The organism is Pseudomonas phytophila, assembly GCF_025643095.1.
In the GTDB taxonomy this organism is placed as follows: Bacteria; Pseudomonadota; Gammaproteobacteria; order Pseudomonadales; family Pseudomonadaceae; genus Aquipseudomonas; species Aquipseudomonas quasicaspiana.
This window is the reverse complement of the sequence record NZ_CP081201.1, coordinates 3,664,522-3,691,519: the sequence shown is the minus strand read 5'-3', so window position 1 is coordinate 3,691,519 and position 26,998 is coordinate 3,664,522. Positions and strand designations below refer to the sequence as shown.

The 26,998-nt window shown below is 58.6% G+C and carries 17 protein-coding genes; 3 read left to right on the top strand and 14 right to left on the bottom strand.

Features of this window, described 5'->3' with window-relative positions; translation table 11 throughout:
• Position 1: 1 nt before the first annotated feature.
• On the top strand, positions 2–3,487 hold the full coding sequence (locus K3169_RS16680) for an indolepyruvate ferredoxin oxidoreductase family protein (RefSeq protein WP_263267188.1): 3,486 nt from the start codon (positions 2–4) through the stop codon (positions 3,485–3,487).
• 734 nt (positions 3,488–4,221) lie between these two features.
• Here the strand turns inward: K3169_RS16680 and K3169_RS16675 are convergent.
• The 4 genes from K3169_RS16675 to K3169_RS16660 form a co-directional block, all read right to left on the bottom strand.
• Complete coding sequence (locus K3169_RS16675) at positions 4,222–6,183, bottom strand: acetyl/propionyl/methylcrotonyl-CoA carboxylase subunit alpha (protein ID WP_263267187.1); 1,962 nt, start codon at positions 6,181–6,183, stop codon at positions 4,222–4,224.
• Positions 6,180–6,995 (bottom strand): gamma-carboxygeranoyl-CoA hydratase, encoded by an 816-nt coding sequence (locus tag K3169_RS16670; RefSeq protein ID WP_231677607.1) that lies wholly within the window; start codon positions 6,993–6,995, stop codon positions 6,180–6,182. The genes K3169_RS16675 and K3169_RS16670 overlap by 4 nt, the downstream gene beginning before the upstream one ends.
• Positions 6,996–7,008: 13 nt before the next feature.
• Positions 7,009–8,616 carry a carboxyl transferase domain-containing protein gene (locus K3169_RS16665; RefSeq protein WP_231677606.1) on the bottom strand — a complete coding sequence of 536 codons (1,608 nt, stop codon included), beginning with the start codon at positions 8,614–8,616 and terminating at the stop codon, positions 7,009–7,011.
• Positions 8,617–8,876: 260 nt separating this feature from the next.
• Positions 8,877–10,040 (bottom strand): isovaleryl-CoA dehydrogenase, encoded by a 1,164-nt coding sequence (locus K3169_RS16660; protein WP_099269482.1) that lies wholly within the window; start codon positions 10,038–10,040, stop codon positions 8,877–8,879.
• Between the two features lie 331 nt (positions 10,041–10,371).
• Between K3169_RS16660 and K3169_RS16655 the strand changes: the two genes are divergently transcribed.
• On the top strand, positions 10,372–11,418 hold the full coding sequence (locus K3169_RS16655) for an alpha/beta hydrolase family protein (RefSeq protein WP_122395657.1): 1,047 nt from the start codon (positions 10,372–10,374) through the stop codon (positions 11,416–11,418).
• Positions 11,419–11,421: 3 nt separating this feature from the next.
• Here K3169_RS16655 and K3169_RS16650 read toward each other — a convergent pair whose 3' ends face one another.
• The 10 genes from K3169_RS16650 to glgA form a co-directional block, all read right to left on the bottom strand.
• Entirely contained in the window at positions 11,422–12,084 is a 663-nt protein-coding gene (locus tag K3169_RS16650; protein ID WP_099269484.1) for a glycosyltransferase, read from the bottom strand.
• Positions 12,081–12,680 (bottom strand): class I SAM-dependent methyltransferase, encoded by a 600-nt coding sequence (locus K3169_RS16645; RefSeq protein ID WP_099269485.1) that lies wholly within the window; start codon positions 12,678–12,680, stop codon positions 12,081–12,083. The genes K3169_RS16650 and K3169_RS16645 overlap by 4 nt, the downstream gene beginning before the upstream one ends.
• Positions 12,677–13,438 carry a PIG-L deacetylase family protein gene (locus K3169_RS16640; protein WP_263267186.1) on the bottom strand — a complete coding sequence of 254 codons (762 nt, stop codon included), beginning with the start codon at positions 13,436–13,438 and terminating at the stop codon, positions 12,677–12,679. The genes K3169_RS16645 and K3169_RS16640 overlap by 4 nt, the downstream gene beginning before the upstream one ends.
• Positions 13,435–14,454, bottom strand: a complete 1,020-nt coding sequence (locus tag K3169_RS16635; RefSeq protein ID WP_122395660.1) for an acyl-CoA dehydrogenase family protein — start codon at positions 14,452–14,454, stop codon at positions 13,435–13,437. The genes K3169_RS16640 and K3169_RS16635 overlap by 4 nt, the downstream gene beginning before the upstream one ends.
• On the bottom strand, positions 14,451–16,646 hold the full coding sequence (gene glgX, locus K3169_RS16630; protein WP_027902670.1) for a glycogen debranching protein GlgX: 2,196 nt from the start codon (positions 16,644–16,646) through the stop codon (positions 14,451–14,453). Before glgX ends, K3169_RS16635 begins: the two co-directional genes overlap by 4 nt.
• Positions 16,647–16,809: 163 nt before the next feature.
• Positions 16,810–17,244, bottom strand: coding sequence for a DUF2934 domain-containing protein (locus tag K3169_RS16625; RefSeq protein WP_027902671.1), 435 nt, complete (start codon positions 17,242–17,244; stop codon positions 16,810–16,812).
• 17 nt (positions 17,245–17,261) lie between these two features.
• Positions 17,262–20,042 carry a malto-oligosyltrehalose synthase gene (locus K3169_RS16620; RefSeq protein WP_263267185.1) on the bottom strand — a complete coding sequence of 927 codons (2,781 nt, stop codon included), beginning with the start codon at positions 20,040–20,042 and terminating at the stop codon, positions 17,262–17,264.
• Positions 20,039–22,117, bottom strand: a complete 2,079-nt coding sequence (gene malQ, locus K3169_RS16615; protein WP_122395662.1) for a 4-alpha-glucanotransferase — start codon at positions 22,115–22,117, stop codon at positions 20,039–20,041. The genes K3169_RS16620 and malQ overlap by 4 nt, the downstream gene beginning before the upstream one ends.
• A complete protein-coding gene (gene treZ, locus K3169_RS16610) occupies positions 22,107–23,921 on the bottom strand; it encodes a malto-oligosyltrehalose trehalohydrolase (protein ID WP_122395663.1) in 1,815 nt (604 codons plus the stop codon). The genes malQ and treZ overlap by 11 nt, the downstream gene beginning before the upstream one ends.
• A gap of 15 nt (positions 23,922–23,936) precedes the next feature.
• Positions 23,937–25,526 (bottom strand): glycogen synthase GlgA, encoded by a 1,590-nt coding sequence (gene glgA, locus K3169_RS16605; protein ID WP_027902675.1) that lies wholly within the window; start codon positions 25,524–25,526, stop codon positions 23,937–23,939.
• A 598-nt stretch (positions 25,527–26,124) separates the two neighbouring features.
• Between glgA and K3169_RS16600 the strand changes: the two genes are divergently transcribed.
• A complete protein-coding gene (locus K3169_RS16600; protein WP_122395664.1) occupies positions 26,125–26,616 on the top strand; it encodes a GNAT family N-acetyltransferase in 492 nt (163 codons plus the stop codon).
• Positions 26,617–26,998 lie beyond the last annotated feature (382 nt).

Below are 26,998 nucleotides of genomic sequence, written 5' to 3'. Positions count from 1 at the left end.
AATGTCTTTGGCTGATATTCGTCTTGACGATAAGTACCGGCTCGCGACCGGCAACCTATACCTGACTGGCACCCAGGCCCTGACCCGCTTGCCGATGCTGCAAAAGCAGCGTGATGAGGCACGAGGGCTGAATACCGCCGGTTTCATCTCGGGTTATCGCGGCTCGCCTCTGGGCAATCTCGACAAGAGCCTGTGGGACGCCAAGGACTACCTCAAGCAGAACGCAGTCCACTTTCAGCCGGGCGTCAACGAAGAGTTGGCGGCGACGGCAGTGTGGGGAAGCCAGCAGGTCAATCTGTTTCCCGAAGGCAAATACGACGGTGTATTTGCACTTTGGTACGGTAAAGGGCCGGGTGTGGACCGTTGTGGCGACGTATTCAAGCATGCCAACTCGGCGGGCGTAGCAGCCAATGGCGGGGTATTGGTGCTGGCGGGGGACGACCATGGCTGCAAGTCGTCGACCATCGCCCACCAGAGCGAACATGCGTTCATCGCGTCCATGATTCCTGTGCTCAACCCCAGTAACGTTCAGGAAATCCTTGATTACGGGATCATCGGCTGGGAGCTGTCCCGCTACAGCGGTTGCTGGGTGGCGATGAAAACCATCGCCGAGAACGTCGATTCGTCGGCCGTGGTTGAGGTCGATCCACTGCGCATCACGACGCAGATTCCTGAAGACTTCGACATTCCTGAAGGTGGCTTGCACATTCGCTGGCCGGATCCGCCACTGGCTCAGGAGGCACGGCTCAATACCTATAAAATTTACGCTGCTCGCGCTTTCGCCCGTGCCAACCAGCTCAACAAGGTTGTAATTGATTCGCCGCAGCCAAGACTGGGCATTGTCACTACCGGCAAATCCTATCTGGATGTGCGTCAGGCTCTGGAAGAACTGGGCATCGATGAAGCGCTGTGTGCTCAAGTCGGTATTCGGGTGCTCAAGGTCGGCATGAGCTGGCCGCTGGAGCCGGTTTCGGTCCATGGTTTTGCTGAAGGCCTGGACGAGATTCTGGTAGTCGAAGAGAAGCGCAGCGTGATCGAGGATCAACTCACCGGTCAGCTCTACAACTGGCCAGTAGATCGCCGTCCGGTGGTGGTCGGCGAATTTGACGAGCAAGGCCTTTCGCTGCTGCCGAACCTGAGCGAGCTGACTCCCGCAATGATTGCCAGGGTGATTGCCAAACGCCTTGCGCCGTTTTACAGCAGCGACAAAATCGACGCGCGCCTGCAGTTTCTGGCTGACAAAGAGAAAGCCCTGCAAGCGCCCTTGTTCAACACCCAGCGTACCCCGCATTTCTGTTCTGGCTGCCCGCATAACACTTCGACGCGGGTTCCGGAAGGCAGTCGTGCACTGGCCGGGATTGGCTGTCATTACATGACCATCTGGATGGATCGGGCCACCGAGACCTTCACGCAAATGGGCGGCGAGGGCGTGACCTGGATTGGTCAGGCACCGTTTACCAACACGCCCCACGTGTTCCAGAACCTCGGCGACGGTACTTATTTCCACTCTGGTCATCTGGCCTTGCGTGCTGCGGTGGCCTCGGGCGTCAACATCACTTACAAAATCCTCTACAACGACGCAGTCGCCATGACCGGCGGACAGCCCATCGATGGTGTACTGCGTGTCGATCAGCTCAGTCGTCAGGTATTCAACGAGGGCGTGCAGCGCATCGCGCTGGTGTCCGATGAGCCGGACAAATACCCAAGCCGTGAAGGCTTTGCACCGATCACCAGTTTTCACCATCGCCGCGATCTGGACAGCGTGCAGCGCGAACTGCGTGAATTTCAGGGCGTTTCAGTAATCATTTATGACCAGACCTGCGCCACGGAGAAACGTCGTCGGCGCAAACGCGGCACGATGAAGGATCTGGAAAAACGTGCGCTGATAAACACCGCCGTCTGCGAAGGCTGTGGCGATTGTGGCGTCAAGTCCGGCTGTCTTTCAGTGCTGCCCAAAGAGACCGCCCAAGGCCGTAAACGCGAGATCGACCAGAACGCCTGTAACAAGGATTTCAGCTGCGTCGAAGGTTTCTGCCCAAGCTTCGTCACCGTACATGGCGGCAAGCTGCGCAAGCCAGCGCTGCCGAATCAGGTGCAGAGCTTCGTGACATTACCTGAGCCTCACCCGCAGAGTCTGGATAGACCGTTCAATATCCTGCTGTCCGGTGTGGGCGGTACGGGCGTGACCACCGTGGGTGCCATGCTGGGCTATGCGGCCAACATTGAAGGCAAGGGCTGTAGCGTGCTGGATCAGGCCGGCCTGGCGCAGAAGTTTGGTCCGGTTGTCAGTCACATCCGCATCGCTGCACGGCAGCAAGATCTGTTTGCGGTGCGCATACCGGCCGGGGAAGCCAACCTGCTGCTGGGCTGCGACTTGCTGGTAGCGGCGGGGCCGGATGCCATCGCCAAGCTCAATTCGACCTTTTCTCATGCTGTGGTCAACAGCCAGCAAACGCCAACTGCGGAATTCACCCGTAATCCGGATGCGGTTTTTCCAGTCGAGGCGATGAAACAAACCATTCGGGACGCTGTGGGGGCTGAAAAAACTCACTTTATCGAAGCGACTGATCTGGCGATTCGTTTGCTCGGCGATACCATTGCCAGCAACCTGTTCATGCTGGGCTACGCGTTCCAGCTGGGCTTCATTCCGCTCAGTTCTGCAGCCATTGAAAAAGCCATCGCACTCAACGGCGTGGCGGTTGAGTTGAACCAACAGGCTTTCCTGTGGGGACGGCGAGCAGCCCATGATCTGGCGGCTGTGCAAGCCATTGCTCATCCTCAGGAGCAAATCGTCGACGCCCCGCAGCCCGTTGATCTGGCGCAACGCATCAAAGCCAACGTCGCTGCGCTGACCGATTACCAGAACGCCGCCTACGCTGAACGCTATACGCGTCTGGTTGAAAATGTGCGGCAGACCGAGATGCGCTTGTTCCCGGGGCAGTTGGCGGTACTGACTGAAGCGGTGGCGTTCAATCTGTTCAAGGTGCTGGCGTACAAGGACGAGTACGAAGTCGCGCGTCTCTACAGCAACGGCGATTTTACCCGTCAATTACAGACGCAGTTTGAAGGTGATTACCGGCTGGAGTTTCACTTGGCGCCGTCATGGTTGGCCAAGCGTGACAAGCTGACGGGAGAACCTCGTAAACGCAGTTTCGGACCCTGGATGCTCAAGGCGTTTGGCGGGCTGGCGAAGTTTAAATTCTTGCGGGGTACGGCGTTCGATCCATTCGGGCGCAGCCTTGAGCGTCAGCAGGAGCGAGAGTTGATCGAGGCGTATATCAGCGACGTCGAGCTGATCCTGCTCAACCTCAATGCCATGAATCGCCACACTGCGCTGGAATTGGCGCGTTTGCCGGAGAAGATTCGCGGTTATGGGCACATCAAGGAACGCGCCATGAAGGCTGCGGGGCTACATGCCGAGCGGGTACGGCATAGTCTGTTGACGGGAGAAGTGGCGGCGCCGAAGTTGTTTGAGGTGGTGGCTTGAGATTTTAATTAAGTCTGGCTACAGGATTACTGTGGCGGGCAGCACTGCTTCGACAGGGGATAGCTTTTCCTGTGGAAGCCGGGCTTGCCCGCGATGCAGACGCTGCGGTGTTGCAGGTGGACCGAGTTGTCCTTATCGCGGGCAAGCCCAGCTCCCACAAGGTCATGTGCTGGCTCCGCGACAGCGTCCTCTGAAGTAAGCCGTCGCGGGCTAGCGTTGCTGGGCAGGCGATCACTTTCTCCTGTGGGAGCCGGGCTTGCCCGCGATGCAGACGCTGCGGTGTTGCAGGTGAACCGAGTCGCTCTTATCGCGGGCAAGCCCAGCTCCCACAAGGTCATGTGCTGGCTGCGCGACAGCGTCCTCTGAAGTAAGCCGTCGCGGGCTAGCGTGCAGTGGGCATGCGATCACTTTCTCCTGTGGGAGCCGGGCTTGCCCGCGATGCAGACGCTGTGGTGTTGCAGGTTGACCGAGTTGTTCTTATCGCGGGCAAGCCCAGCTCCCACAGAGTTATGGGCTGGCTGCGCGATAGCGTTCTCTGAAGTAAGCCGTCGCGGGCTAGCGTTGCTTTGCCAGGCGATCACTTTCTCCTGTGGGAGCCGGGCTTGCCCGCGATGCAGACGCTGCAGTGTTGCAGGTGAACCGAGTCGCTCTTATCGCGGGCAAGCCCAGCTCCCACAGGGGCTGCTCAATCCTGTAGGACCGGCTTCAGCCTGGAGGACGGTCTTCCGGCATCGTCACTCAGCCAGCACTTCAATTGCCACTAAGACCACTCCCTCGTTGACCATCTCTCCTTCGCTGCAATGCACGCCAGTAACGACTCCGGCCTTGTCAGCGCGGATGCTGTGTTCCATTTTCATGGCTTCCAGCACCACCAGTAGCGTACCTGCTTCAACGTTCTGGCCGGCTTCGACCAGAACCCGCACGATGCTGCCATTCATGGGCGCGGTCAGTCCGCCTTGAGGGGCGTGGCTGGCGTCTGCTGCTGTGATGGGATTGAAGCGTTTGACAGCATGCAGGTTACCTGCCCATTTCAGGAACAGGGTGTCGTCGCGACGCAGCGCCAGGTGTTGCTGACGCACGCCGTTTCGCTCAATCAATAACTGATCGCCAATCAATTGAAATGACGCTGCGCTGTCATCGTACAGTTTGATGATTTGCTCCCGATCATCGCAGGCCAGGTGCAGATCTACTTCACTTGCCATGCCAAAGCGCAGGCCCTTCATTGACGACCAGGGTGAGTGGGCATCGTCCTGACGCACGCGAGCAGGCTCGCTCTGACTGAACGCAGCAGCGGCCGCTTGCCAGAACTCTTCCGACAATGGAGTAGGCGGCGGCAACAGTTGCGCCTGATGGCGCGGAATGAAGTCAGTGTCCAGTTCGGCAGCAGCAAATGCCGGGTGGCCGATGATGCGTCGGAGAAACGGCAGGTTGGTTTTGACCCCACCCACAACGAACTCATCGAGCATCGCCAGGAGACGCAAACGGGCTTGCTCGCGGTCTTCCCCCCACGCAATCAGCTTGCCGAGCATGGGATCGTAAAACGGTGAGATGCTGTCGCCCTGCGCCACGCCACTGTCGACCCTGCGCCCGGTGCCTGGCGAGCTTTCGCGATAAAGCGCCAGCGTCCCGGTAGCGGGCAGGAATTCATTGTCTGGATCTTCAGCGTACAACCGCACTTCGATGGCGTGGCCCATCAAAGGCACTTGCTCCTGAGTCATCGGCAGCGCTTGGCCCTGTGCGACTCGCAATTGCCATTCCACAAGGTCCAGACCGGTAATGGCTTCGGTCACAGGATGTTCAACCTGCAAGCGGGTGTTCATCTCCATAAAGAAAAACTCGCCTCGGGCATCAAGCAGAAACTCCACAGTTCCCGCGCCGACATAACCAATGCTCTGCGCCGCTTTAACCGCAGCTTCGCCCATGGCCTTGCGTAACTGCGGACTCAGGCCCGGCGCGGGCGCTTCCTCGACGACTTTCTGATGACGACGCTGGATCGAGCAGTCGCGTTCGTTGAGGTACAGGCAATGACCGTGCTGATCAGCAAACACCTGAATCTCCACATGGCGAGGTTTGAGCAGGTATTTCTCGACCAGCATGCGCGAGTCGCCAAAGGATGACGCGGCTTCGCGCTGCGCCGAGGCCAGTGCGTCTGCCAGATCTTCAACGCGCTCGACAACCTTCATGCCTTTGCCACCGCCGCCCGCAGTAGCCTTGAGCAGTACCGGGTAACCAATCTGCTCGGCTGCATCGCGAAAGGTCGCCAGATCCTGAGCCTCGCCGTGGTAACCCGGTACCAGCGGCACACCAGCTTGTTCCATCAACGATTTGGCCGCGGACTTGCTGCCCATGGCGTCGATGGCGGAGGCGGGCGGGCCGAGGAAGATCAGGCCGGCGCTTTCAACGGCGCGAGCAAATTCGGCATTTTCGGAGAGGAAACCGTAACCGGGGTGAATCGCCTGAGCGCCACTGGCGAGTGCTGCGGCGATTAGTCTGGATATCTGCAGGTAGCTGTCGGCGGCTTTACTGCCCCCCAGGTTGACCTTGATGTCTGCTTCCCGAGTGTGGCGGGCGTGTCTGTCTGTTTCGCTGTGAACAGCGACGGTGGTCAGCCCCAGGTTTTTCGCGGTGCGCATGATGCGGCAGGCAATTTCGCCACGGTTGGCAATCAATACAGTCGTTAGAGTGGAAGCGCTCATGGGCGTGGCTCCTTGGGCTGCTCGGTCTGCCAGGCGGGTGGACGCTTGTCCAGAAAGGCGCGCAGACCTTCCTGGCCTTCAGGGCTGGTGCGAATCCGGGCGATAGCGTTTTCGCAATAGCGACGCAGGGCCGGCGTCAGTGCACCATTGCCCACTTCGCGCAGCAAGTCTTTGCTGGCTCGCATGGCCTGGGGGCTGTTCAGAAGCAGATTGCCGGTCCAGGTCTCCACTTGTTGCTCAAGCTCCTGCGGCGGATAGCACTCGGCAATGAGGTCGATTTCCCGGGCACGCACACCGTCAAAGCGTTCGGCGGTCAGTGCATAGCGGCGGGCTGCGCGTTCGCCGATGGCTTGAACCACGAATGGACTGATCACCGCAGGCGCCAGGCCGATGCGCACTTCTGACAGACAAAACTGAGCGTTTGTGGCGCCAATGGCCATGTCGCAGCAACTGATCAGACCCAGCGCGCCGCCGAATGCTGCGCCCTGTACTACCGCCAATGTCGGAATCTTCAGCTTGGCGAGGTTGTACATCAACTCGGCCAGTTCGCGGGCATCATCCAGGTTGGTGTTGTAATCCAGATCGGCTGCCTGCTGCATCCAGGCCAGGTCCGCCCCCGCGCTGAAGTGCTTGCCGCGGCCGCGTATCAGCAGGAAGCGCAGGCTGGCATCAGCCTGAACCGCATCCAGCGCGAGGATCATCTCGCGGATCATTTGCGCGTTGAACGCGTTGTTTTTCTCGGGCCGGTTCAGCCAGAGCGTGGCGTAGCCTTTGGGATCTCGCAACAGTTCGACGGTTTGAAAGTCAGTCATGAGGGTTTCCTGATCACATGCGGAACAGACCGAAGGTCGTCGGTTCGATAGGCGCATTCAGCGAGGCGGAGAGGGCGAGACCGAGGATGTCCCGGGTTTGTGCTGGATCGATCACGCCGTCATCCCATAGCCGGGCGCTGGAGTAATACGGATGCCCTTGATGTTCATACTGGTCGAGAATCGGCTGTTTGATGGCCGCTTCCTGGCTGGCACTGAACGGTTCGCCGCTGCGCTCGGCCTGTTCGCGTTTGACCTGGACCAAGACGCCAGCGGCCTGCTCGCCACCCATGACACCGATCCGCGCGTTGGGCCACATCCACAGGAAGCGGGGGTCGTATGCGCGTCCACACATCCCGTAATTACCCGCACCAAAGCTGCCGCCAATGATCACGGTGAATTTCGGGACTTTGGCGCAGGCCACCGCTGTCACGAGCTTTGCACCGTGCTTGGCGATGCCGCCGGCCTCGTATTTCTGTCCGACCATGAAGCCGGTGATGTTCTGCAGAAACAGCAACGGAATCCCGCGCTGGCAGGCCAGTTCGATGAAGTGCGCACCTTTCTGTGCCGCTTCGGCGAACAGGATGCCGTTATTGGCAAGGATCGCGACGGGATAGCCATGCAGCCTTGCAAAGCCGCACACCAGGGTGGTGCCAAACAGCGCCTTGAATTCGTCGAACACCGAGCCGTCCACCAGGCGGGCAATGACTTCACGGACATCAAAAGGTTGTTTGGCATCGGCGGGGATGACGCCATACAGCTCGTCAGCGGCGTACAGCGGAGCAATGGGGGCTGCGTTATTCAAAGTGCCGAGTTTGCGCCAGTTGAGGTTGGCGATGCTGCAGCGTGCCAGCTCCAGCGCGTGCTCATCGTTTTCGGCGTAGTGGTCGGCAACCCCTGAGGTACGGCAATGCACGTCTGCGCCTCCCAGGTCTTCAGCGCTGACCACTTCGCCTGTCGCTGCCTTGACCAGAGGAGGGCCGGCCAGAAAGATGGTTGCCTGTTGGCGAACCATGATCGCTTCGTCGGCCATGGCGGGTACATAAGCGCCACCGGCAGTGCAGGAGCCCATTACGACGGCGATCTGCGGGATTCCCAGCGCGCTCATGTTGGCCTGATTGAAGAAGATCCGCCCGAAGTGCTCGCGATCCGGAAATACCTCATCCTGTCGCGGCAGATTGGCACCGCCTGAGTCGACCAGGTAAATGCACGGCAGGCGATTCTGCTGGGCGATGGTCTGAGCCCGCAGGTGCTTTTTGACCGTGAGGGGGTAATACGAGCCGCCTTTGACCGTGGCGTCGTTGGCGATAATCATGCATTCCACGCCTTCGACGCGGCCGATCCCGGCGATCACTCCGGCAGCGGGCACGTCTTCGTCATAAACGTGCAGCGCGGCCAGTTGAGCGATTTCAAGAAATGGCGATCCGCTGTCTAGCAGGCGATTGATGCGATCCCGTGGCAGTAGTTTGCCCCGAGAGGTATGGCGTTCCTGAGCTTTTGGCCCGCCACCTTGCTGGATTTTGGCGAGCAGGTTACGCAGTGCGTTGACCTGTTCCAGCAAGGTAGCGCTGTTGGTGGCGAATTCGGTGGAGCGGGTGTTGATGCGGGTCTGGAGGGTGGTCATGGCTACTCCGGGTTTTTTTGCGCGCTATAAAAGATTCCGCGGTACGTCTGCCACTTTCGTCTCCTGCATCGTCGGAATGCCGCCCAGACCAAGCCTCGCTCCCACAAGAGATCGCATTTCAGTTCGAGTTGATAAGCGCGCACAGATTCTGACTCATTTGAACTGGAATGCAGTTCAATGTGGGAGCGAGGCTTGCCCGCGATACATGAGACGGGGTTGCAAGACGCTCCGCGTTATTGTTTATCGCGAAAAAGCAGCAATCATCGCGACTCATTAAACAATTCCCGCCCAATCAACATCCGCCGGATTTCACTGGTGCCTGCGCCAATTTCGTAAAGCTTGGCGTCGCGCAGCAGTCGTCCGGCCGGGAATTCGTTGATGTAGCCGTTACCGCCCAGAATCTGGATCGTTTCCAGAGCCATCTGCGTAGCGCGCTCGGCGCTGTAGAGGATGATCCCGGCCGCATCCTTGCGCGTGGTCTCGCCACGTTCGCAGGCTTGAGCCACGGCGTACAAATAAGCGCGGCTGGCGTTGAGCTGGGTGTACATGTCGGCGATCTTGCCTTGAATCAACTGGAACTCGCCGATGCTCTGGCCGAACTGTTTACGGTCATGGATGTAGGGTACGACCACGTCCATACACGCTTGCATGATTCCGGTTGGTCCTCCCGACAGCACGACACGCTCGTAATCCAGGCCGCTCATCAAGACCTTCACGCCACCATTCAGCGCCCCCAGCAGGTTCTCCTCCGGGACTTCCACATCGTCAAAGAACAATTCACAGGTGTTCGAACCGCGCATACCCAGCTTGTCGAACTTGCTGCCGCGGGAAAAACCTTTCCAGTCCCGCTCGACGATAAACGCGCTGATGCCATGAGCCGCCTTTTCAAGGTCGGTCTTGGCGTAGATCACATACGTATTCGCATCCGGACCGTTGGTGATCCAGGTCTTGCTGCCATTGAGGACGAAGCGGTCGCCGCGTTTTTCGGCTCGAAGTTTCATCGAAACCACGTCTGAGCCGGCGTTGGGTTCACTCATGGCCAGCGCCCCGACATGCTCCCCGCTGATGAGGGAGGGCAGGTATTTCGCTTTCTGCGCGTCAGTGCCATTGCGATTGATCTGATTCACACACAGATTCGAATGCGCGCCGTAAGACAGCGCAACAGACGCAGAGCCGCGACTGATTTCTTCCATGACCACGACGTGGGCCAGATAACCCAGTCCAGCGCCCCCGTACTCTTCAGCGACCGTGATCCCGAGCAGCCCCATGTCGCCAAACTTGCGCCACAAGTCGGCAGGGAACAGGTTGTCTTTATCAATCTGCGCAGCGCGTGGGGCGATTTCGGCAGCCACAAACGATTGCACCTGGTCGCGCAAAATATCAATGGTTTCGCCCAGAGCGAAGTTCAGGCTGGGGTAACTCATGGTTAGCGTTCCTTGTTATTTTTGGATGAGTCGCTATGACCTTTACGTTAACGTAAGCCTTGAGGTGGAGATGTGTCAATGAGCAGGTTTAAAGTCATGCTGTAGGTGTAGGAATGCATCACCCATAAAGTTTTCGCCAAATTTTGGCGTGGGTTGTGCACTAATTTCAAAGTCGCGACTCTGATACCTGTAAGCAGTTGTTACCAGGGTTTGTTAATGGTTTGTTAACAGAATTCGTTACACGAGTTCGCGGCAGAGCATGAAGCTCGCTCCAGACCGGTTGATACCGCTGGATGGATTACTTTCGGACCTGCATAGGTTGGATCGCACGATGGTACGTATCTGTGCATTATTACTGGTGTGCCTGACCCAAAGCCTGATTTCGGTGCAGGCCGTGGCCGACGACGACTGGAGTGTCGGCTACCACCGCCTCAGCTTTCCCGATCCGCTGGACTCTCAGCCGATGCAGGCCATTGCCTTTTACCCTTCTACGGCAGTGGAGCAAACCAGCACTATTCAGGGCTATACCGTTGATGCTGCGCTCGAAGCGCCGATAGCCCTGGGACGTTTTCCTTTGGTATTGCTCTCCCATGGCAATACCGGTACTCCACTCGCGCTGCATGACCTGGCCACGTCGCTGGCCAGGCAGGGTTTTGTAGTGGTTGCGGTGATTCATCCCGGCGATAACAACCTTGACCACAGCCGACTGGGCAGCGTCAGCAATCTGTATGGCCGACCACTGCAAATCTCCGAAGCAATCAGCACTGCACTGCTTGATCCGACGCTTGCGCCCTATATCCGCGCCGATCAAGTGGGCGTCATTGGCTATTCGGCAGGGGGCGAAACAGCTTTGATCCTGGCCGGTGCAGAACCTGATCTGCAGCGCCTGAAAACGTATTGCACCAAACGCCCTGATGATCGGGATGCCTGCAAGACCGGAGGCGAATTGCTGCTAGATCGAGATGATCTGCACGCACAAGCTGATCCCAGGGTTGGCGCATTGATGTTGATGGCACCGCTGACACTGATGTTTGGCCGCCATACTCTGGCGGACGTTCACGTCCCGGTATTGTTGTACAGCGGCGATGGTGACGAACTGCTGGCCGTTGACCAGAATGCCGAAGCACTGGCGCGCAAGCTGCCGCAGACGCCGGACTACAAGTTATTGGCGGGGGCAGGGCACTTCGTGTTCATGGCGCCCTGCAGCGATGAGCTGAGAGCAACTTCACCGGTTATTTGTAACGACCGTGAAGGTGTCGACCGGGAAGACATTCATCGCAACCTGAGTGCCGAGGCCGTGCGTTTTTTCGAGAATGCGCTGGGTATGCCTGAGTTGGGCGCCGGGGGAATGCAAACAGCCCATCATGAACAACCCTGATGATCAGCCGGTTGTCGCCGTCAGCGAACGCAGGAAATCGGCAAAACCACCCGCCGCCCGTGCTTCCAGCCGGGTGCTTGTGGTCACGCGAGGTCGGCAACTCCAGGCGATACGAGCCCCATTCAACTCCAGTTGCCGAATCAACTGAACGTCTTCATGGCAAGCCAGCGGCGGGAAGCCACCTGCCAGACGATAAGCCGCCGCGCTGATGCCCATATTGGCCCCGTGAACGTGGCGATGACCGTCACGATGCTGATAATGCTGTTGATAGCGAATCTGCGCTTCAACGGGAATTCCGTCCTGCCAGACCCCGGGCGTTACTGTCCCGCAGACGGCATCGGCGTCTAGCGCCAGTTGTTCTACCAGCCAGTCTTCAGCCACGGTACTGTCGCCATCGGTGCAGGCAATCCAGCGGGCACCCTGTTCCAGTAACAGCGCCGCGCCTGCAGCCCGCGCCTGACCCACGTTGCGTACATTGACCTCGACAGTGTCCACGCCATACTGCCGCGCAATGCTCGCCGAAGCATCAGTGCAACTGTCCAGCACCACTAGAATGACAACCCGCTCGGCAGCCAATGCGGTATGCCTACTCGCACGCAACAGGGTTTCAAGGCACTGACCGAGCAACAGTTCTTCGTTGTGAACCGGTATGAGCACGCCAATCATCGTAGGTTCTCCCTTTCTGCGACGGATCTTTCATCACGGCTCCAGACATCGAGGAAAAAATCTGCCTCTTCATGACTGAAAATCCGGGGCATTTCCAAGCGTGCCGCAAGGATCGCGTGGACCTTTTGCGCATCCATAGGGCAGCCATCAATCTGTGGTCGCCAGTGACAGGCAAGTACTTGTCCATCATCTGTCAGCGACGCCAGAGCGCGATCAATCCAGCTATTGAGGTCCTGCTCGTCCAGGTAATAGCCCAGTTCGCTGAACACGATCAGATCAAACCGGCCGTCCGGCCATTGCTCAGGCAGACGCCCATGCATGACTTCTACCTGTGTGAACGTCGCGAGCCTCTGACGTGCCAGTTCAACCGCCGAACGGTTGGTATCGCAGACCAGCAATCGATCGCAGCGTGTGGCCAGGTCCGCGCTGAGCTCGCCATTCGCACAGCCAGGTTCAAATACCGACGCGTAACGCTCACGGGGCAGGGCGGCTAGAGTCAACGCCCGCTTGCGGCGTTCGTACCAGCGTTTCTTGAACGCCCACGGGTCGTCGCTTTCCTGAAAAAGTCGTTCGAAGTAGCTGTCATCGACACTCACAGAAAAACCACCTCAAACGGCTGCATCAAACGCTCCAGCACATCCGCGGCCAATACCGGCGGCAGACCGATCCGGGGATCGCCTTCCAGTTGACTGGCAAATGCATGAGCCGCATGACGTTTACGCGCGATATCGGCGGGTTCCAGGAGGATCTTGCGCGCACGCTCCCAAGGCAAGCGGTCATCTTCAGGCGAAGCCCAGTGCCACGCCCAGATCGGCACCTCGTGCAAACGTGCGCCAACGGCGTGGGCAGCACGTGCGCTGGCGCGACCAACTGCTTCATGATCGCTGTGCCCATCGTTGGCCCACGTGGTAAACACCACGTCCGTTGGCTCAAGGTAGCGCTCGATAAAAGCCGTCAGTTGATCTTCATGTTGGGCCACGGAGGTGTCAGCGAAACCACCCCGTATCCATTGCAGGCTGTGCATGGGCAGGTCGAGGCGGCGCAAGGCTTCAGCGCTTTCCTGGGGGCGAATCACACAGAGCCGCTCGGCCGGCCAGGTGGACGAGCCGGGATGGCTGGCGCTGCCGTCGGTGACCGAAATGAGTTTCAGTGGTCGACCCAGTTGCGCCAGTTGATGCATCAGGCCGCCGCAACCGAGTACTTCATCGTCAGGGTGAGGGGCGATGATCACCGCGCGTGAGTTGGGCGGGACCAGTTCATCGGCGCTGATTGAAGCCAGTTGCGCGAGTTTTTTCGATCCGTTCCAGGCCTGCAGCGAGGTGCCGCTGCCGACGATGGGGTTATGGTCAGTCATAGTTGCCACATCCGTGATGGCGTGATCACAGCCTGCCGGGCTGTCAGATCACCCAGGGCTGCCAGGTCACGCTCGGCGTGACTCTGGCGCAGGAAAACCGGGAGGTCAGCGATCATCCGGGCGAAATGCGCATCCTTGCAGTAAGGACCGGCGCCCAAGGCGCGGCCAACGTGCAGAATCACCTGCTCGACATTGTGTTCGATCACCGCTCGGCTGCGACGCGCTAACACCTGTGCGTCGGCGATGGGTGTTTTATTGATACGGTGGGCCGCGTGTTGCAGGGCAGCCCACGAACTGTGCATTGCCACATCCACCGCGCCCAAATGGGCCATGGTGTGTGGCTCTTGTGATTTGCAGCCTTGTTGCAACAGGCGCTGGGCCAGAGCTGTGGACGCCCCGTACCAGCAAGCTGCGATGCCGATGCCACCCTGCCAGAATCCGGGTCTGGCCAGATAATCACCGGGTTTACCGATGGCGACGCCTAGAGCGCTTTTGAACACCACCTCAACGCTGCCAGTTGCGCCCATGCCCACGGCACGCCAACCTTCCTGAGTAATGCTGACACCGGGTTGCCTGAGATCGACGGCGACCAGCTGTTGCTGATCATCTTCGTCCCAGGCAGTCATCAATGCGTGGCTGAGTACCGCCGCGCCCGAACACCAGGCTTTTCGACCGCTGATTTGCAGGTTATCGCCTTTGCGCTGCACGCTAACCCTGGCCTGGGGCGGCTCGGCCGCCCACATGCCCCAACTGGTCCCGGCTTCCGGTGCGTTGACACCCACCTCATGCATGATGGCCAACGCATCGGTGTGGCCTTCATACAATTTGCACAACCCCAGATCATGCCCGGCAACGCAGGCCAGTCCTTGCCAGCGCTCAAGTATCTGGCCGCTGGCAGGAAAGGGGAGCTGATCCAGCCCTTCGTCAATCAGCGCCTGCAAGCATTCGCCCAGCGCTCGCGTATCGGCATAGCCGTGCTTGCGCCAGTCGAGGAACTCACTGAGCGCCTGACTCATGCGTTTTCATCGTGCTGCAGTTCGAACAGCAGCAGTGAGCGAGCAGTGACGGTGTAGTGATCACCAAAACCAAATTGCTCACTGGCTTTCATGTCTGGCTGATTTGTATCGACCAGGCAGGTCCAGTGCTCGCCTTCAGGCACTTGTGGCAGGGTGAAGTTGACCCCGTCATGGTGCGAGTTGACTACCAGCAGCAAGGTCGCGTCAGCGCCAGGCCGACGGATGCCGGTCTCTTGGGCACGGCCGTCCATCAACATGCCCAGGCAACGGGCGTGTGCGTCTTCCCATTGCTCGATGCCCATCTCGTTGCCGTCCGGCGACAGCCAGGTGACATCTTTAACGCCGATTTCTTCGTTGTAATCGCCTACCAGGAAGCGACTACGACGCAGGATCGGGTAAGTCAGACGGAGCTTTATCAGGCGCTTGACGAACTTGAGCAGCGACTTGCCGTCTTCGTCCAGATCCCAATTGACCCAGCCAATCTCACTGTCCTGGCAGTAGGCGTTGTTATTACCGTGCTGGGTGCGGGCGAACTCGTCACCGGCAACCACCATCGGCGTACCCTGGGCCAGCAGCAAGGTGGCGAAGAAGTTACGCATCTGGCGCAAGCGCAACGCGTTGATTTCAGGATCTTCAGTCGGGCCTTCGACGCCGTGGTTCCAGGACAGGTTATTGTTGCTGCCGTCCTGATTGTTTTCGTCGTTGGCTTCGTTGTGCTTGTCGTTGTAGGAGACAAGGTCATGCAAGGTGAAGCCGTCGTGAGCGGTGATAAAGTTCACCGACGCCTGAGGCCTGCGACCGCGCTGGTTGAACATGTTGCCCGACGCAGTCATGCGCCCGGCGAAATCCGCCAGCTGACCTTCATCGCCTTTCCAGAATGCGCGCACGGTGTCGCGGAACTTGTCGTTCCACTCCATCCAGCCTGGTGGGAAACCTCCGACCTGATAGCCGCCTGGACCACAGTCCCACGGCTCGGCAATCAGTTTCACCTGACGCAGGACCGGATCCTGGCGGCAAGCCACGAGGAAGCTGTGACGCTCGTCAAAGCCATCGTGGTAACGGCCGAGAATGGTTGCCAGGTCGAAGCGGAAACCGTCGACGTGCATTTCCGAAGCCCAGTAACGCAGGGAGTCGGTAACCATCTGCAGCACGCAAGGGTGGCTCAGATCCAGCGTGTTGCCGGTGCCGGAGTCGTTGATGTAGAAACGCTTATCGTCAGGCATCAAACGATAGTACGAGGCGTTGTCGATGCCGCGCATGGACAGGGTCGGACCGAGTTCGTTGCCTTCCGCAGTGTGGTTGTAGACCACGTCAAGGATGACTTCCAGCCCGGCATGGTGCATGTGCGCAACCATTTCCTTGAACTCGGCAATCTTGCCATGAGCGAGGTAGCGCGGATCAGGGGCAAAGAACGCAATGCTGTTGTAGCCCCAGTAGTTGGTCATGCCTTTCTGCAACAGATGCTGATCGTTGACGAAAGCGTGAATCGGCAATAACTCGACGGAGGTCACACCCAGCTTGCGGATGTGATCGATCACGTCAGCAACCATCAAACCGGAAAACGTGCCTTTGAGTTCATCCGGCACCGACGGGTGACGCATGGTGAAACCACGGGTATGAGTTTCATACAGGATGGTCTTGTCCCACGGCACGCTGATCTGCTGGTCACGACCCCAGGTGTAGGCGGGGTCGATAACCTTGCTTTTCGGCACGAACGGCGCGCTGTCGCGTTCGTCAAAGCTGAGGTCGCCGTCCGGGTGGCCGATGGTGTAACCAAACAACGCTTCGGACCATTTCAATTCGCCAACCAATTGTTTGGCGTACGGGTCAATCAGCAGTTTGTTGTGGTTGAAGCGATGGCCATTTTTTGGGTCATATGGACCGTAGACACGGTAGCCATAGATCAGCCCCGGGTGGGCGTCAGGCAGATAACCGTGGTAAATCTCGTCGGTGTATTCCGGCAACTCGATGCGTTCAAGTTCAACTTCGCCGGTGGAATCAAACAGGCAAAGCTCAACCTTGGTAGCGTTGGCCGAAAAGATCGCGAAGTTGACGCCCAGACCGTCCCAGCTGGCGCCGAGAGGGAAGGGAAGGCCTTCACGAATACGTGACACGCTGGCTTCGACTTGATCGGCCTTGGCGGATGCACCTTGTGGACTGTCTTTCTTTGAGGTTTTGGACTGCGTGTTCATTGTGCGTTCCTGACGGCTGGTGTTTTTCGGGGCGGCCGAAACCGCGGTCGAAGCGAGAGCGCTTCAACAAAAAGTCGAAGTAAAAAATGTTGGGTTACCGCAGGTCACGACGGTTAAGAACGTGATCCCTGCGGTACGGAGTTGGTGCGGCGCTTTGGAGGAATCAAGGCGCTGATGGTTTGCCCGGTTTTTTTGCTGCTGGTTTGGCTGCGGGTTTTTTAGCGGCTGGCTTTGCAGGCTGTTCGGCCTGAGTCGCCGCCGGAGCCGGTTTGCTCTTCACGGCAGCCGGTTTGCTCGCAGGCTTGGCAGCCGGTTTAGCGGCAGGTGCCGCCGCTGGCTTGCTGGCCGGTTTCGGGGCAGCTTTCGGAGCAGATTTTGCCGTAGCAGGCTTGGCTTTATCAGCCGCCGGCTTGGCGTCAACCTTTGGCAGCTTAGGCTTGGTTGCCTTGCGGGCGGTGGATTTATCCGGAGCCAGCGCTTCAGCTTCAGCCAGCTTGCGAGCCATTTCCCAATGACGTGCGTCCTGACCGGAAGGTTTCCCTTCCGACTCCCATATCTGATACGCAAACTCGCGAATTCGCTTTTCGTCGGCACTCATCTCGACACTCCCAGGTTTTACTTAGTCTGAATAAACAGGTTTACAGAAAATTCCTCGAGTGCTGCGCTGAGCAGCAACTCCTTGTCAGTTGTGACTACGGCGTCTGAAAAAAGTCCCTTCCAACTTCGATTTGCATCCGCGAACGGTAGAACGACCCGCGTGTCCCCCCAATTTTCTGCATTGATGAATGGAGTTTGGGCAGTACCCAATAGTTCATTGCACAAGCGTGGCACCACAACGATAGCCTGTTCTGCATCAAGAACACGGGCAAATGCCATCACCTTGTCAGCATGGGTGCCCAGCACCTCCAGCGGCACATAGTCGCCGCGACTGAACAGCTCGGAGTGCCCGGCCCGCAGGTTCAACACCTGATGGATAAGCGCTTGCTTGATCCGGCCGTTCTGCCAGGAGCCCAGCAGGTCGCTGACAGTGGACGCCTGACTCAGCGCGTCCTGCCGATCTGCGTAATCAACAGGGCGGCGGTTGTCCGGATCGACCAGAGTGAAGTCCCAGTACTCGGTGCCCTGATACAAATCAGGAACGCCAGGCGCGGTCATACGAAGCAAGGTTTGCGCCAGGCTGTTCAATGCACCGTTGGTAGCAATGCGGTTAGCGGTGGCGCCCAGCGACTGACGCAACGCGAGCCCCTGAGGGCTGAGCAGGATGTTCTGCAGGAACTCCCGGCATGCGCGCTCATACGGTTCATTGGCCGCGCTCCAGCTGCTCTGCAGTTTGGCTTCACGCAGGGCCTTTTCCTGCCACTTGATGAGGCGCTCTGCGTAGTTTTCGAACTCATCCTCCTGCATGTCCAGCGGCCAGCTGCCCAGCATGGCCTGATACAGCATCAGCTCATCGCCAGGGCTGATCGGGTTTTCTTCGCCTTTGAGCGGTACCGCCAACTGGCGCCAGCGCTCCACCTGCTCGCCGTACCAACCGGCGCATTCGCTGAGCACGGCGAGACGAGTGCGGGTGTCTTCACCGCGCTTGTGGTCGTGAGTCGCGGTGGTCAGCAGGTTGTCCGGGAAGGCTTTGATGCGAGCCAGGCAAGCATCGTGAAAATCCTGGACCGGGGCGCTGAAGTGCTGCGGATGAAAACCTACGTCGTTGCGCGACAGCAATACCGCGCTGCGATAGAACGAGGTGTCTTCCACAGACTTGGCGGCCACCGGCGAGGTGAGTTGCTGGAAGCGCACACATGCGTTTTTGTTCAACTTGCGTTGCTTGCCCCGTGGCAACTTGCGCCAGGACTCTCCACCCAGCCAGCGCTGCAAGTAATCCAGCACTTGCCAGTCAGCTTCGCTGAGCATGGTGCGTGCGCCTTGCATGGCTTGCTGGAAGAAACGCTCATCTTCCGCAGAGCGCCCGCACACGCTGATGTAGGTCCGATAAGTCGGGAAGTTCACCACCAGCGCCAGCAAGGCCCGGCGAATCGCCCCCAGCGTCAGGTCGCGGCTCATCAGGTCACTGCGTGCTACTTGCAGCAAGGATTGCGCGACGTTTTCAAAGTCACCCGCCAGAGTACCGTGCAGCACCAGATCACGTGCTTCAAGCACTTCCTGATCAAAGTCAGCGGTGCGTTCACTGATGCGGCTCCACAGCTCGGCCAGAGGCTCCTGACCCTTGGGGTCATGTTGCAGCAGCGACACCTGATTCATGAATTCATAACCGGTGGTGCCATCGACACCCCAGTCTTGACGCAACGATTCATCAGGGCCAAGTATCTTCTCGACGAAGATTGGCAAATGCGCCAGTTCGGTGCCCGCAGGACGCGCAGCGAGCAGGCTGTTGACCCGGCGGCGCAGTTTCCGGCAGTAGCCGCGTGGATCTGCCAGGCCGTCAATGTGGTCGATGCGTAAACCGTCCACCAGACCTTCGCTGATCAGCTCAAAGATCTTGCCGTGGGTAGCTTCAAATACATTGGAGCGCTCGACTCGCAAGCCACCCAGTTCGTTGATGTCGAAGAAGCGCCGCCAGTTGATATCGTCGCCTGCGGTGCGCCAGCTAGCCAGACGGTAATGCTGGGCCTCCAGCAAGTGATGCAGCCGATCGAAGCCTTCGGGTGTAGTCGAGTCGTAGCGCTGCATGGCCAGCTCAATGGCTCTCATGATCGATTTGTCTTTAACCAGCTCGACCAGTTCGGCGCGGGCTTGTCTGGCTCGTTCCCATGCCTGCGGGAATTGATCAAGTGCGGCAAAGCGCTTGCTCAATTCGTCCAGAAGCGGATTCTCATCGGATTCAAGCAATGGCCCGTAAGTACCAGGGTTGATCGGGAAATGGTGCTGGTAATGCTCGATGTAGAAAACGCCATGGTCGGGGTCGAAGCGCAGCGGAATCTCACCGGCTTGCAATACAGTGCCGTAGTCGGTGCTGAGAAAAGGCAGAAGCAGTTGGCCTTTGAGCAACGGATCCGGCGAGTGCCACTGAATGTCGAAGAAGTCAGCGTAGGGACTGCGCCGTCCCCACTCGAGCAGATCAAGCCACCAAGGATTATCGTTACCGCCCACAGCCATGTGATTGGACACGATGTCCAGAATCAGGCCCATGCCTTTTTCACGCAGGGCGCTGACCAGACGACGCAGCGCTGGTTCACCACCGAGTTCCGGGTTGATGACCCGCGGATCGACCACGTCATAACCATGCATCGAACCCGCGCGAGCCTTTAGCAGCGGCGAGGCGTAGATATGGCTGATACCCAGGCTGGCGAAGTAGGGCACCAGCGCTACGGCGTCATCCAGGGTGAAGTCTTTATGAAATTGCAGGCGCTGCGTGGCACGCAGGGTTTCCAGGCGCGGGCTCATTGATCACGCTCCGCAGCTTGCAGGCGTGCCTGACACAACAGCTCAACCCGTCGTGCAACGGCTTCGTGGTCCATCAATGTCGAACTTTCGCCGGGAATACGGCGGCGCCAGTTGGGGTGTTGCGGCGTGTCGCCAGGCAGGTTGAACTGCTCGGTCAGGCCCATCGCATCTTCCATTGGCAGGAGCACCAGAGGCGCACGGGTGTGGCCGATATAGCGGATGCTGGCGTCGATCATTTGTTCTGCATCCGGACGTCCGTCGCTGAAGTTAGTGGAGTTTTGACTCAAGACCTGACGCAGCCCGTCGCGTTCGCGATGGCGGTCTGCGCTCCAGTCTTGCGCTTGTTGCTCGTTGACCATGCCCAGACGCAGGTTCCAGGCGATATCGTTCTCCGCCAGCCAACCCGCCAGTGTCGGCAGGTCGTGGGTGCTGGTGGTGGCAAGGGCTTGATCGGACCAGTCGAGGATCGGCTTGAAGTTCGCGTTGTTCTGTTCGAACAGCAGCACGCGCATGCCGAGGATTGCCCGGGCAGCCAGCTTTTCGTGCAGGCCGGGAGGAACAGTGCCCAGGTCTTCACCCAGCACGATCGCTTTGTGTCGCCACGATTCAAGACTCAGCAGCCGGAGCATGTCGTCCAGCGGATAGTTGAGGTAGGCACCTTCGCTGGCGGGTGAGCCTAGTGGCACTACCCACAGACGTTGCAAGCCCATGATGTGGTCGATGCGCAGGCCGCCTGCATGGGCGAAGTTGGCCCGCAGCATTTCAATGAACGCACGGAAACCATTACGCTTCAGGCCTTCAGGAGAAAAAGCGGAAATCCCCCAGCTTTGTCCGGCACGGTTGAGAATGTCCGGCGGCGCACCGACGCTGAGCGCGGAGAGCAATTCATCCTGCCGACTCCATGCCTGACTGCCCGCGCCATCTGCACCGACGGCGAGATCTGCAATCAACCCTACGCTCATACCGCTGCTGCGGGCGGCAACTTGTGCACGCTCCAGACCACGGGCCGTCAGCCATTGGGCGAAGGCGTAGAAGCCAATCTGCTCGCTGTGATTGGCGGCAAAGCGGGCGATGGCCTCACTGCGTGGATTCTTGAACTCTTCTGGCCATTCATGCCAGTTATCGCTCATGCCCAGACGCGGGCATTCGTCGCGGATGGCCTCGAATCGGCAGTGATTTTCAAGTGCTTCTCCCGCGCTGTGGCGGAAGCTGTTGAAGTCCTCGTGCAGCGGATGATCGCTTCCGCTGAAAGCGTCATACAGCTTGTGCAGCACTTTCCACTTGGCGCTGGCGGCGGCGGGCCAGTCAACCAACGGCAGCGCTTCAAGGCGTTTGAGCTCATCGCTCAGGCCGGACTCTTCAATGGCCATGCGCAACGCGCGCTCACCCAGAATAGCGCCGGGCGAGCAATACAGGCTGTTGAGAAACAGGCGGCTGGAGGGCGAGTAAGGACTGTAGCGATGCGGGTCATTGGCAAACATCGCGTGCACAGGACTGATCGCCAGCGCGTGAGCACCACGTTCTCCGGCAGCGCGAGCAAGACTTTCCAGCGCTTGGGTATCGCCAAAACCGCCGTCGCCTTCGCGGTGCAGGCCATACAATTGAACGGTCAGCCCCCAGGCACGCGGCACGCGGCTGTCGGTCGCCATGGCCATGCTGAAGCAAGTCTTCGGAGCAACAGCGATGGTCAGGTGTTGACCGGCAATGTTCAGTTGCTGATAGCCCACTGGAGCCAGGGCAGGCAGGCTGGCATTAGCGGTCAGGTTGGCGTCGATGGTGGCGCCGTCTTCCAGATGCAGGACGAAAGGCGTGCCCGGTTCAAACCAGGCACTCAGATCCAGGTTGCTGCCATGGTCGACGGTCAGCAAAGGCGGAGGTGTGGGTTGGTGATGGGCAAGCTTCAGGCGTTGCAGGCTGGCGTCTATCTGCAGATTGTCGTCAGCCGGAAAACCCAGGCAGCCCAGAATCTTGCTCAGCACTTCAGGGCTGACCCTTTGCGCCTTTCCGTTTGCATCAATCCAGTCCACGGACAAGCCTGCTTCGGCAGCCAGACTCTCTATTTGCTCATTGCTCATCCCGTTCCTCCAGAACATCGGTTGCTATCAGGCTGACAATGGCCGTGTATGGATTGAGGATGCCTCGCCGGGAAAGTTCTGCCGCATGTGGCAGGGTTTCGAAAACAACGCTGCCGCTTTTCCATTCAGGGGCGGTGACCGCGTGTTCAGTGAGATTGATATCGATGCGCAGCAACGCGCCGTCGCCCATCCTCCAGCGCGCAGACACCGCGCCTTCGCTCAGCACTTCAGCGCCCAGGGCGTGACTGCCTGGCAGGCGAGGGACGATGTGCTGGTGACGAAGCGCCAACAGCTGGCGATAGAGCTCAAGCCAGTTGCGGTGGTCGCTGCCTTTGTCGGTTTCCAGATACACCGCGTCAAAAGCCGGTCTGGAGGCTTCGAAGGTTGCCGGATCGTTGGGATCGGGAATGTGTTCGCGTTTCTCTTCGTCAGCAAAGGCTGCGAAGTCGGCAAATTCACTGCGTCGGCCTTCACGCACGGCATCGGCCAGTTCGCCGTGATGATCGGTGAAAAACAGAAACGGCTCACTGGCTGCCCATTCATCGCCCATGAACATCAGTGGGATCATCGGTGAGAGTAACCACAAGGCGGTGGCCGCCCGCAACGCAGGTGCGGAGCAGATTTGCGGCAGGCGCTCACCAAAGGCCCGGTTGCCAATTTGATCGTGGTTCTGCAGGAACAGGACAAATGCGCTGGGCGGCAGATGCCCGCTGGATTCGCCGCGGGTATGGCCGTGGCGAGTCGGTTCGCCCTGATAGACAAAACCCTGGCTCAGCAAGCGCGCCAGCTTCTCGGTGGCCTGGTGAGCGAAGTCGGTGTAATACGCATCGGTCTCGCCGGTCAGCAGCACGTGCAGCGTGTTGTGACCGTCATCGTTCCATTGCGCATCGTAGCCCTGTTCCAGCAGGCTGGCCTGGTTGAACTCGTTCTCGAGGTTAAGCCAGACATGGCGCGGCGCGTCGATCTGCTCACGAACCCTCTGCGCGAACTCCTGCAGGAAGGTGTCGTCCTTGATCGCGTGTACGGCGTCCATCCGCAGACCGTCGAACCGGTATTCGAGCAGCCACATCAGAGCGTTGTCGATGAAGAAATCGCGGACTTCCCGACGCCTGAAATCAATGGAGTCGCCCCACGGGGTCTTCACATCGTTGCGGAAGAATCCTTTCGCGTAACGCCCCAGATAATTGCCGTCCGGGCCGAAGTGGTTGTAGACCACGTCAAGGATCACCATCAGGCCATGGCCGTGAGCAGTATCGATCAGATGCTTGAGTTGCTCCGGTGTACCGTAGGAGGACTGTGGTGCGTAGGGCAATACACCGTCGTAGCCCCAATTTCGCTCACCAGGAAATTGCGCAATAGGCATCAGCTCGATGGCTGTGACCCCAAGCGCGGCCAGACGCTCCAGATGAGCCTCGACCCCGGCATAGCCGCCCAGTGACCCCACGTGCAACTCGTAAATGACAGCCTCGGACCAAGGGCGACCTTGCCAGCCGGTGTTCTGCCATTCATAAGCGAGGGGATCGACCACCACGCTATGGGAGTGGACATCAGAAGATTGGGCGCGGGAGGCAGGATCGGGGACTTCGAGTTCCCCGTCGATGTTGTACCTGTAGCGAGTGCCCGCCGGACAGCGGGCCTCGAGTACAAACCATCCTTCGTTTTGCGGGAGCATGGCCAGAGACTGGCCACCCTCGATTTCTACACTGACGTAATAGGCGTCGGGTGCCCAGAGGGCGAACCGCGTGTGGCCAGAATCCAGTAATACGGCGCCGTGGCGCCAGTTCTCGTCCGTACGCAGAGGCATCCGTTGACCCCTTAATCAATAATGAAGTGCAGTTCCCACGTTCTTTTTCAACAGGTCCTGATAGAGCTCTGCGTAAGGCTCTACCGCTTGGTGCCAGTTAAACGGGGCTGCCATTGCCCGGCAACGCATGGCGTTGATCAGTGCTGAGTTGGAAAACACCTTGAAGGCGCGGTTCAATGCTTCTTTATAGCTTTCGACCGTTGACTCGTTGAACAGGAAGCCGGTGACGCCATCTTCGATGGTGTCAGCCAGACCGCCAGTGTTGCGAGCGACCGGCAGAGAGCCGAAACGCTGGGCGTACATCTGGCTCAGGCCGCAAGGTTCGTAACGCGACGGCATCAGCAGGAAGTCACTGCCTGCGAACATGCGGCGGGCGTCGGTTTCGTTGAAGCCGATACGTACACCGATTTTCCCCGGGAAGCGTTCTGCCAGGGCGCGCATGGCGTCTTCTTCTTCGGGCTCGCCACGACCGATAATCGCGATCTGGCCGCCATTGTTAACGATGTGTTCAGCAACACCGATGGTCAGGTCCAGACCCTTCTGATAGACCAGACGCGAAACCACGGCGAATAGCGGGCCGGTGGACGGCTCAAGTTCAAACAATTCACGTACGTGGTCGGCGTTGATTTCCTTGCGCTGCCATTCATTAGGCGCGAAGTGGCAAATCAAGTGTTCGTCGGTCGCTGCATCCCAGCTGGCGTCAATCCCATTCGGGATACCGCTGAGCTGGCCGCGGTTGGCTTTATGCTGCAGGAAACCTTCAAGGCCGCAACCGAACTCGGGGGTCGTGATTTCCTTGGCATAGGTCGCGCTGACCGTGGTGATGTGGCTGGCGTAAGCCATACCTGCCTTGATAAAGGACAGCTTGCCGTAGAACTCCATACCTTCAGCGCTCAAAGCTTCATCCGGAATACCCAGTTCACGGGCGGATGCTGTGCTCACAGTGCCCTGATAAGCCAGGTTGTGAATGGTGAAGATCGTAGGAGTGGTCTGTCCGCGCCATTTCATGTAGGCGGGTGCCAGGCCGGCAGGCCAGTCATGAGCGTGAACCAGCTCAGGGCTCCACTGGGTTTTTACTGCGCCGGCTGCAAATTCAGCCGCCGCCAGACCCAGTCGGGCGAAGCGAATATGGTTGTCGGACCAGTCACGTCCTTGGCTGTCGGCGTAAGGCGTACCTTCACGCTCATACAGCTCTGGGCAGATCAGCACGTAAATCACCAGGCCGTCTTTCATGTCCATCCGGCCGATCTTGCAAGGCGGCAGGGCTGCGTGGCCGCCCAATTGGCTGATGACGTGAATCGGGTTGCCACTGTTAAGCACTTGCGGGTAGCCGGGAATCAGCACTCGGACGTCGTGCAGGTGGCGCATGGCGCGCGGCAACGCGGCAGAAACATCACCCAACCCCCCGGTCTTGACCAGGTCAGCCAGTTCAGACGTGACAAACAGGACTTTACGTCTATTGCTCGACACGATCACAGGCTGTGTAACGGCAGGCAGTTGCAGCAGTGGAACGCTCGTCGTAGCGAAGCCTGGCAGATGAGTCAGCTCGCTGGCCGGCTGATTAAAACTCTCTCCCTTCTGGGTTTTGACAGCGGCGCTAATCATCGATTTCTCCCCATTCAATACAGTATCGGTACTGCATCAGATTTGTTATTGGCCATGTCCTATGACCGGGCACACAAGCACTACGCAAGATCAGTACCCATTTACTGTTTGCGTTCTTCACGGACAGACAGGTAGTGCTAAAAACGCGGGCTTAGCCAACAGCATAGGCGCTGTTATCAGATGACCTGTGCGTTGATTGGAAAGTTTCGACTTTTTTTGTGGGAAATGTCTGGGATAGGGTTCGGAGCCTGATTACACGGGGGCAATATCATCCGTTATATGTGGCGAAATGCCGCACTGCTCTATGTTAGAGCGGAAAAAAATCCCATGGGGCATGCCAATGACCGGCCGTCGGATTGTTAGACGATAGTGCTCTTGGGCTTCAGGCGGGCGTGTGGCACGTGCCTACGTGGGGCAAAAATAACCTCCTACAACGACTACGGCCTTTTCTTGGTGCGTGTGTCGCTTATTCCTGGGGCACTCGTAGAATTATTCTGATCCCTGATCGAAACATTTTCGCGCACGTCGGGATAGAATCGGAGGCCTGACTCGGTCGAGTCAGCCATATTCGTGATCACGCAGTCGTATAGAGGATGTAATGGATAGCCCTGAAGTTTTGGTACTGCAAGCCAGCTACACCAACCCGGTGCATGCGCAAGCGATCGGCTTCATGCTCAGTCAGTACGCCGAAGATGTCATGGGCGGTGGTGAGCCGTTATCGATTGATACGCAGCAGCAAGTGGCCATTGAGCTGGCGAAGCGTCCTCACGCGTTCAGTGTCCTGGCCTTCATCGCTGGCGAGCCGGTGGGGCTGGTCAATTGCTTCGAGGGTTTTTCAACCTTTCAGTGTCGGCCATTGGTCAATATTCATGACGTCGCAGTTCTGGGTAAATACCGAGGTTTGGGTATCAGTCAGAAGATGTTGGCAAAGGTCGAAGAAATCGCCCGTCAGCGTGGTTGCTGCAAGCTGACTCTGGAAGTGCTGGAAGGTAACGCTATCGCTCAGGGCGCCTATCGCAAACTGGGCTTCGCGGGCTATGAGCTGGATCCGCAGATGGGCAAGGCCATGTTCTGGCAGAAGACACTGTAATCGCGCTAAACCCGCATGGGGTTTGAACGTTAGACAGGGTGTCCGGTCGGATTTTTAGGTGAAACACCCCGGCAGCGGAGCCTGGAACGATTGGTTCTTAAGAGTTGCCGCACTATCTTACGTACAGCGCCAGCCCTGTAGGAGGTGTCCGGGTGTCCCTTACAACGCGCTGTCTCGAGGCAAACCTAGAACCTGTAGGGGCGCACGAGCACCGCGAGGCCGCGATAGCTGTGTCAGACAGGACGCCATCGCTGCCTCGCGGTGCTCGTGAGCTCCTGCGGAATACGTTTCAATTCCAGCAGGCGTTGCTGTTTGAAGCACGATGAGAGTGGCTTTATAGAAAGAAAGGAATTCGGAGGAGGGTGCTGCCACGGGCAAGCCA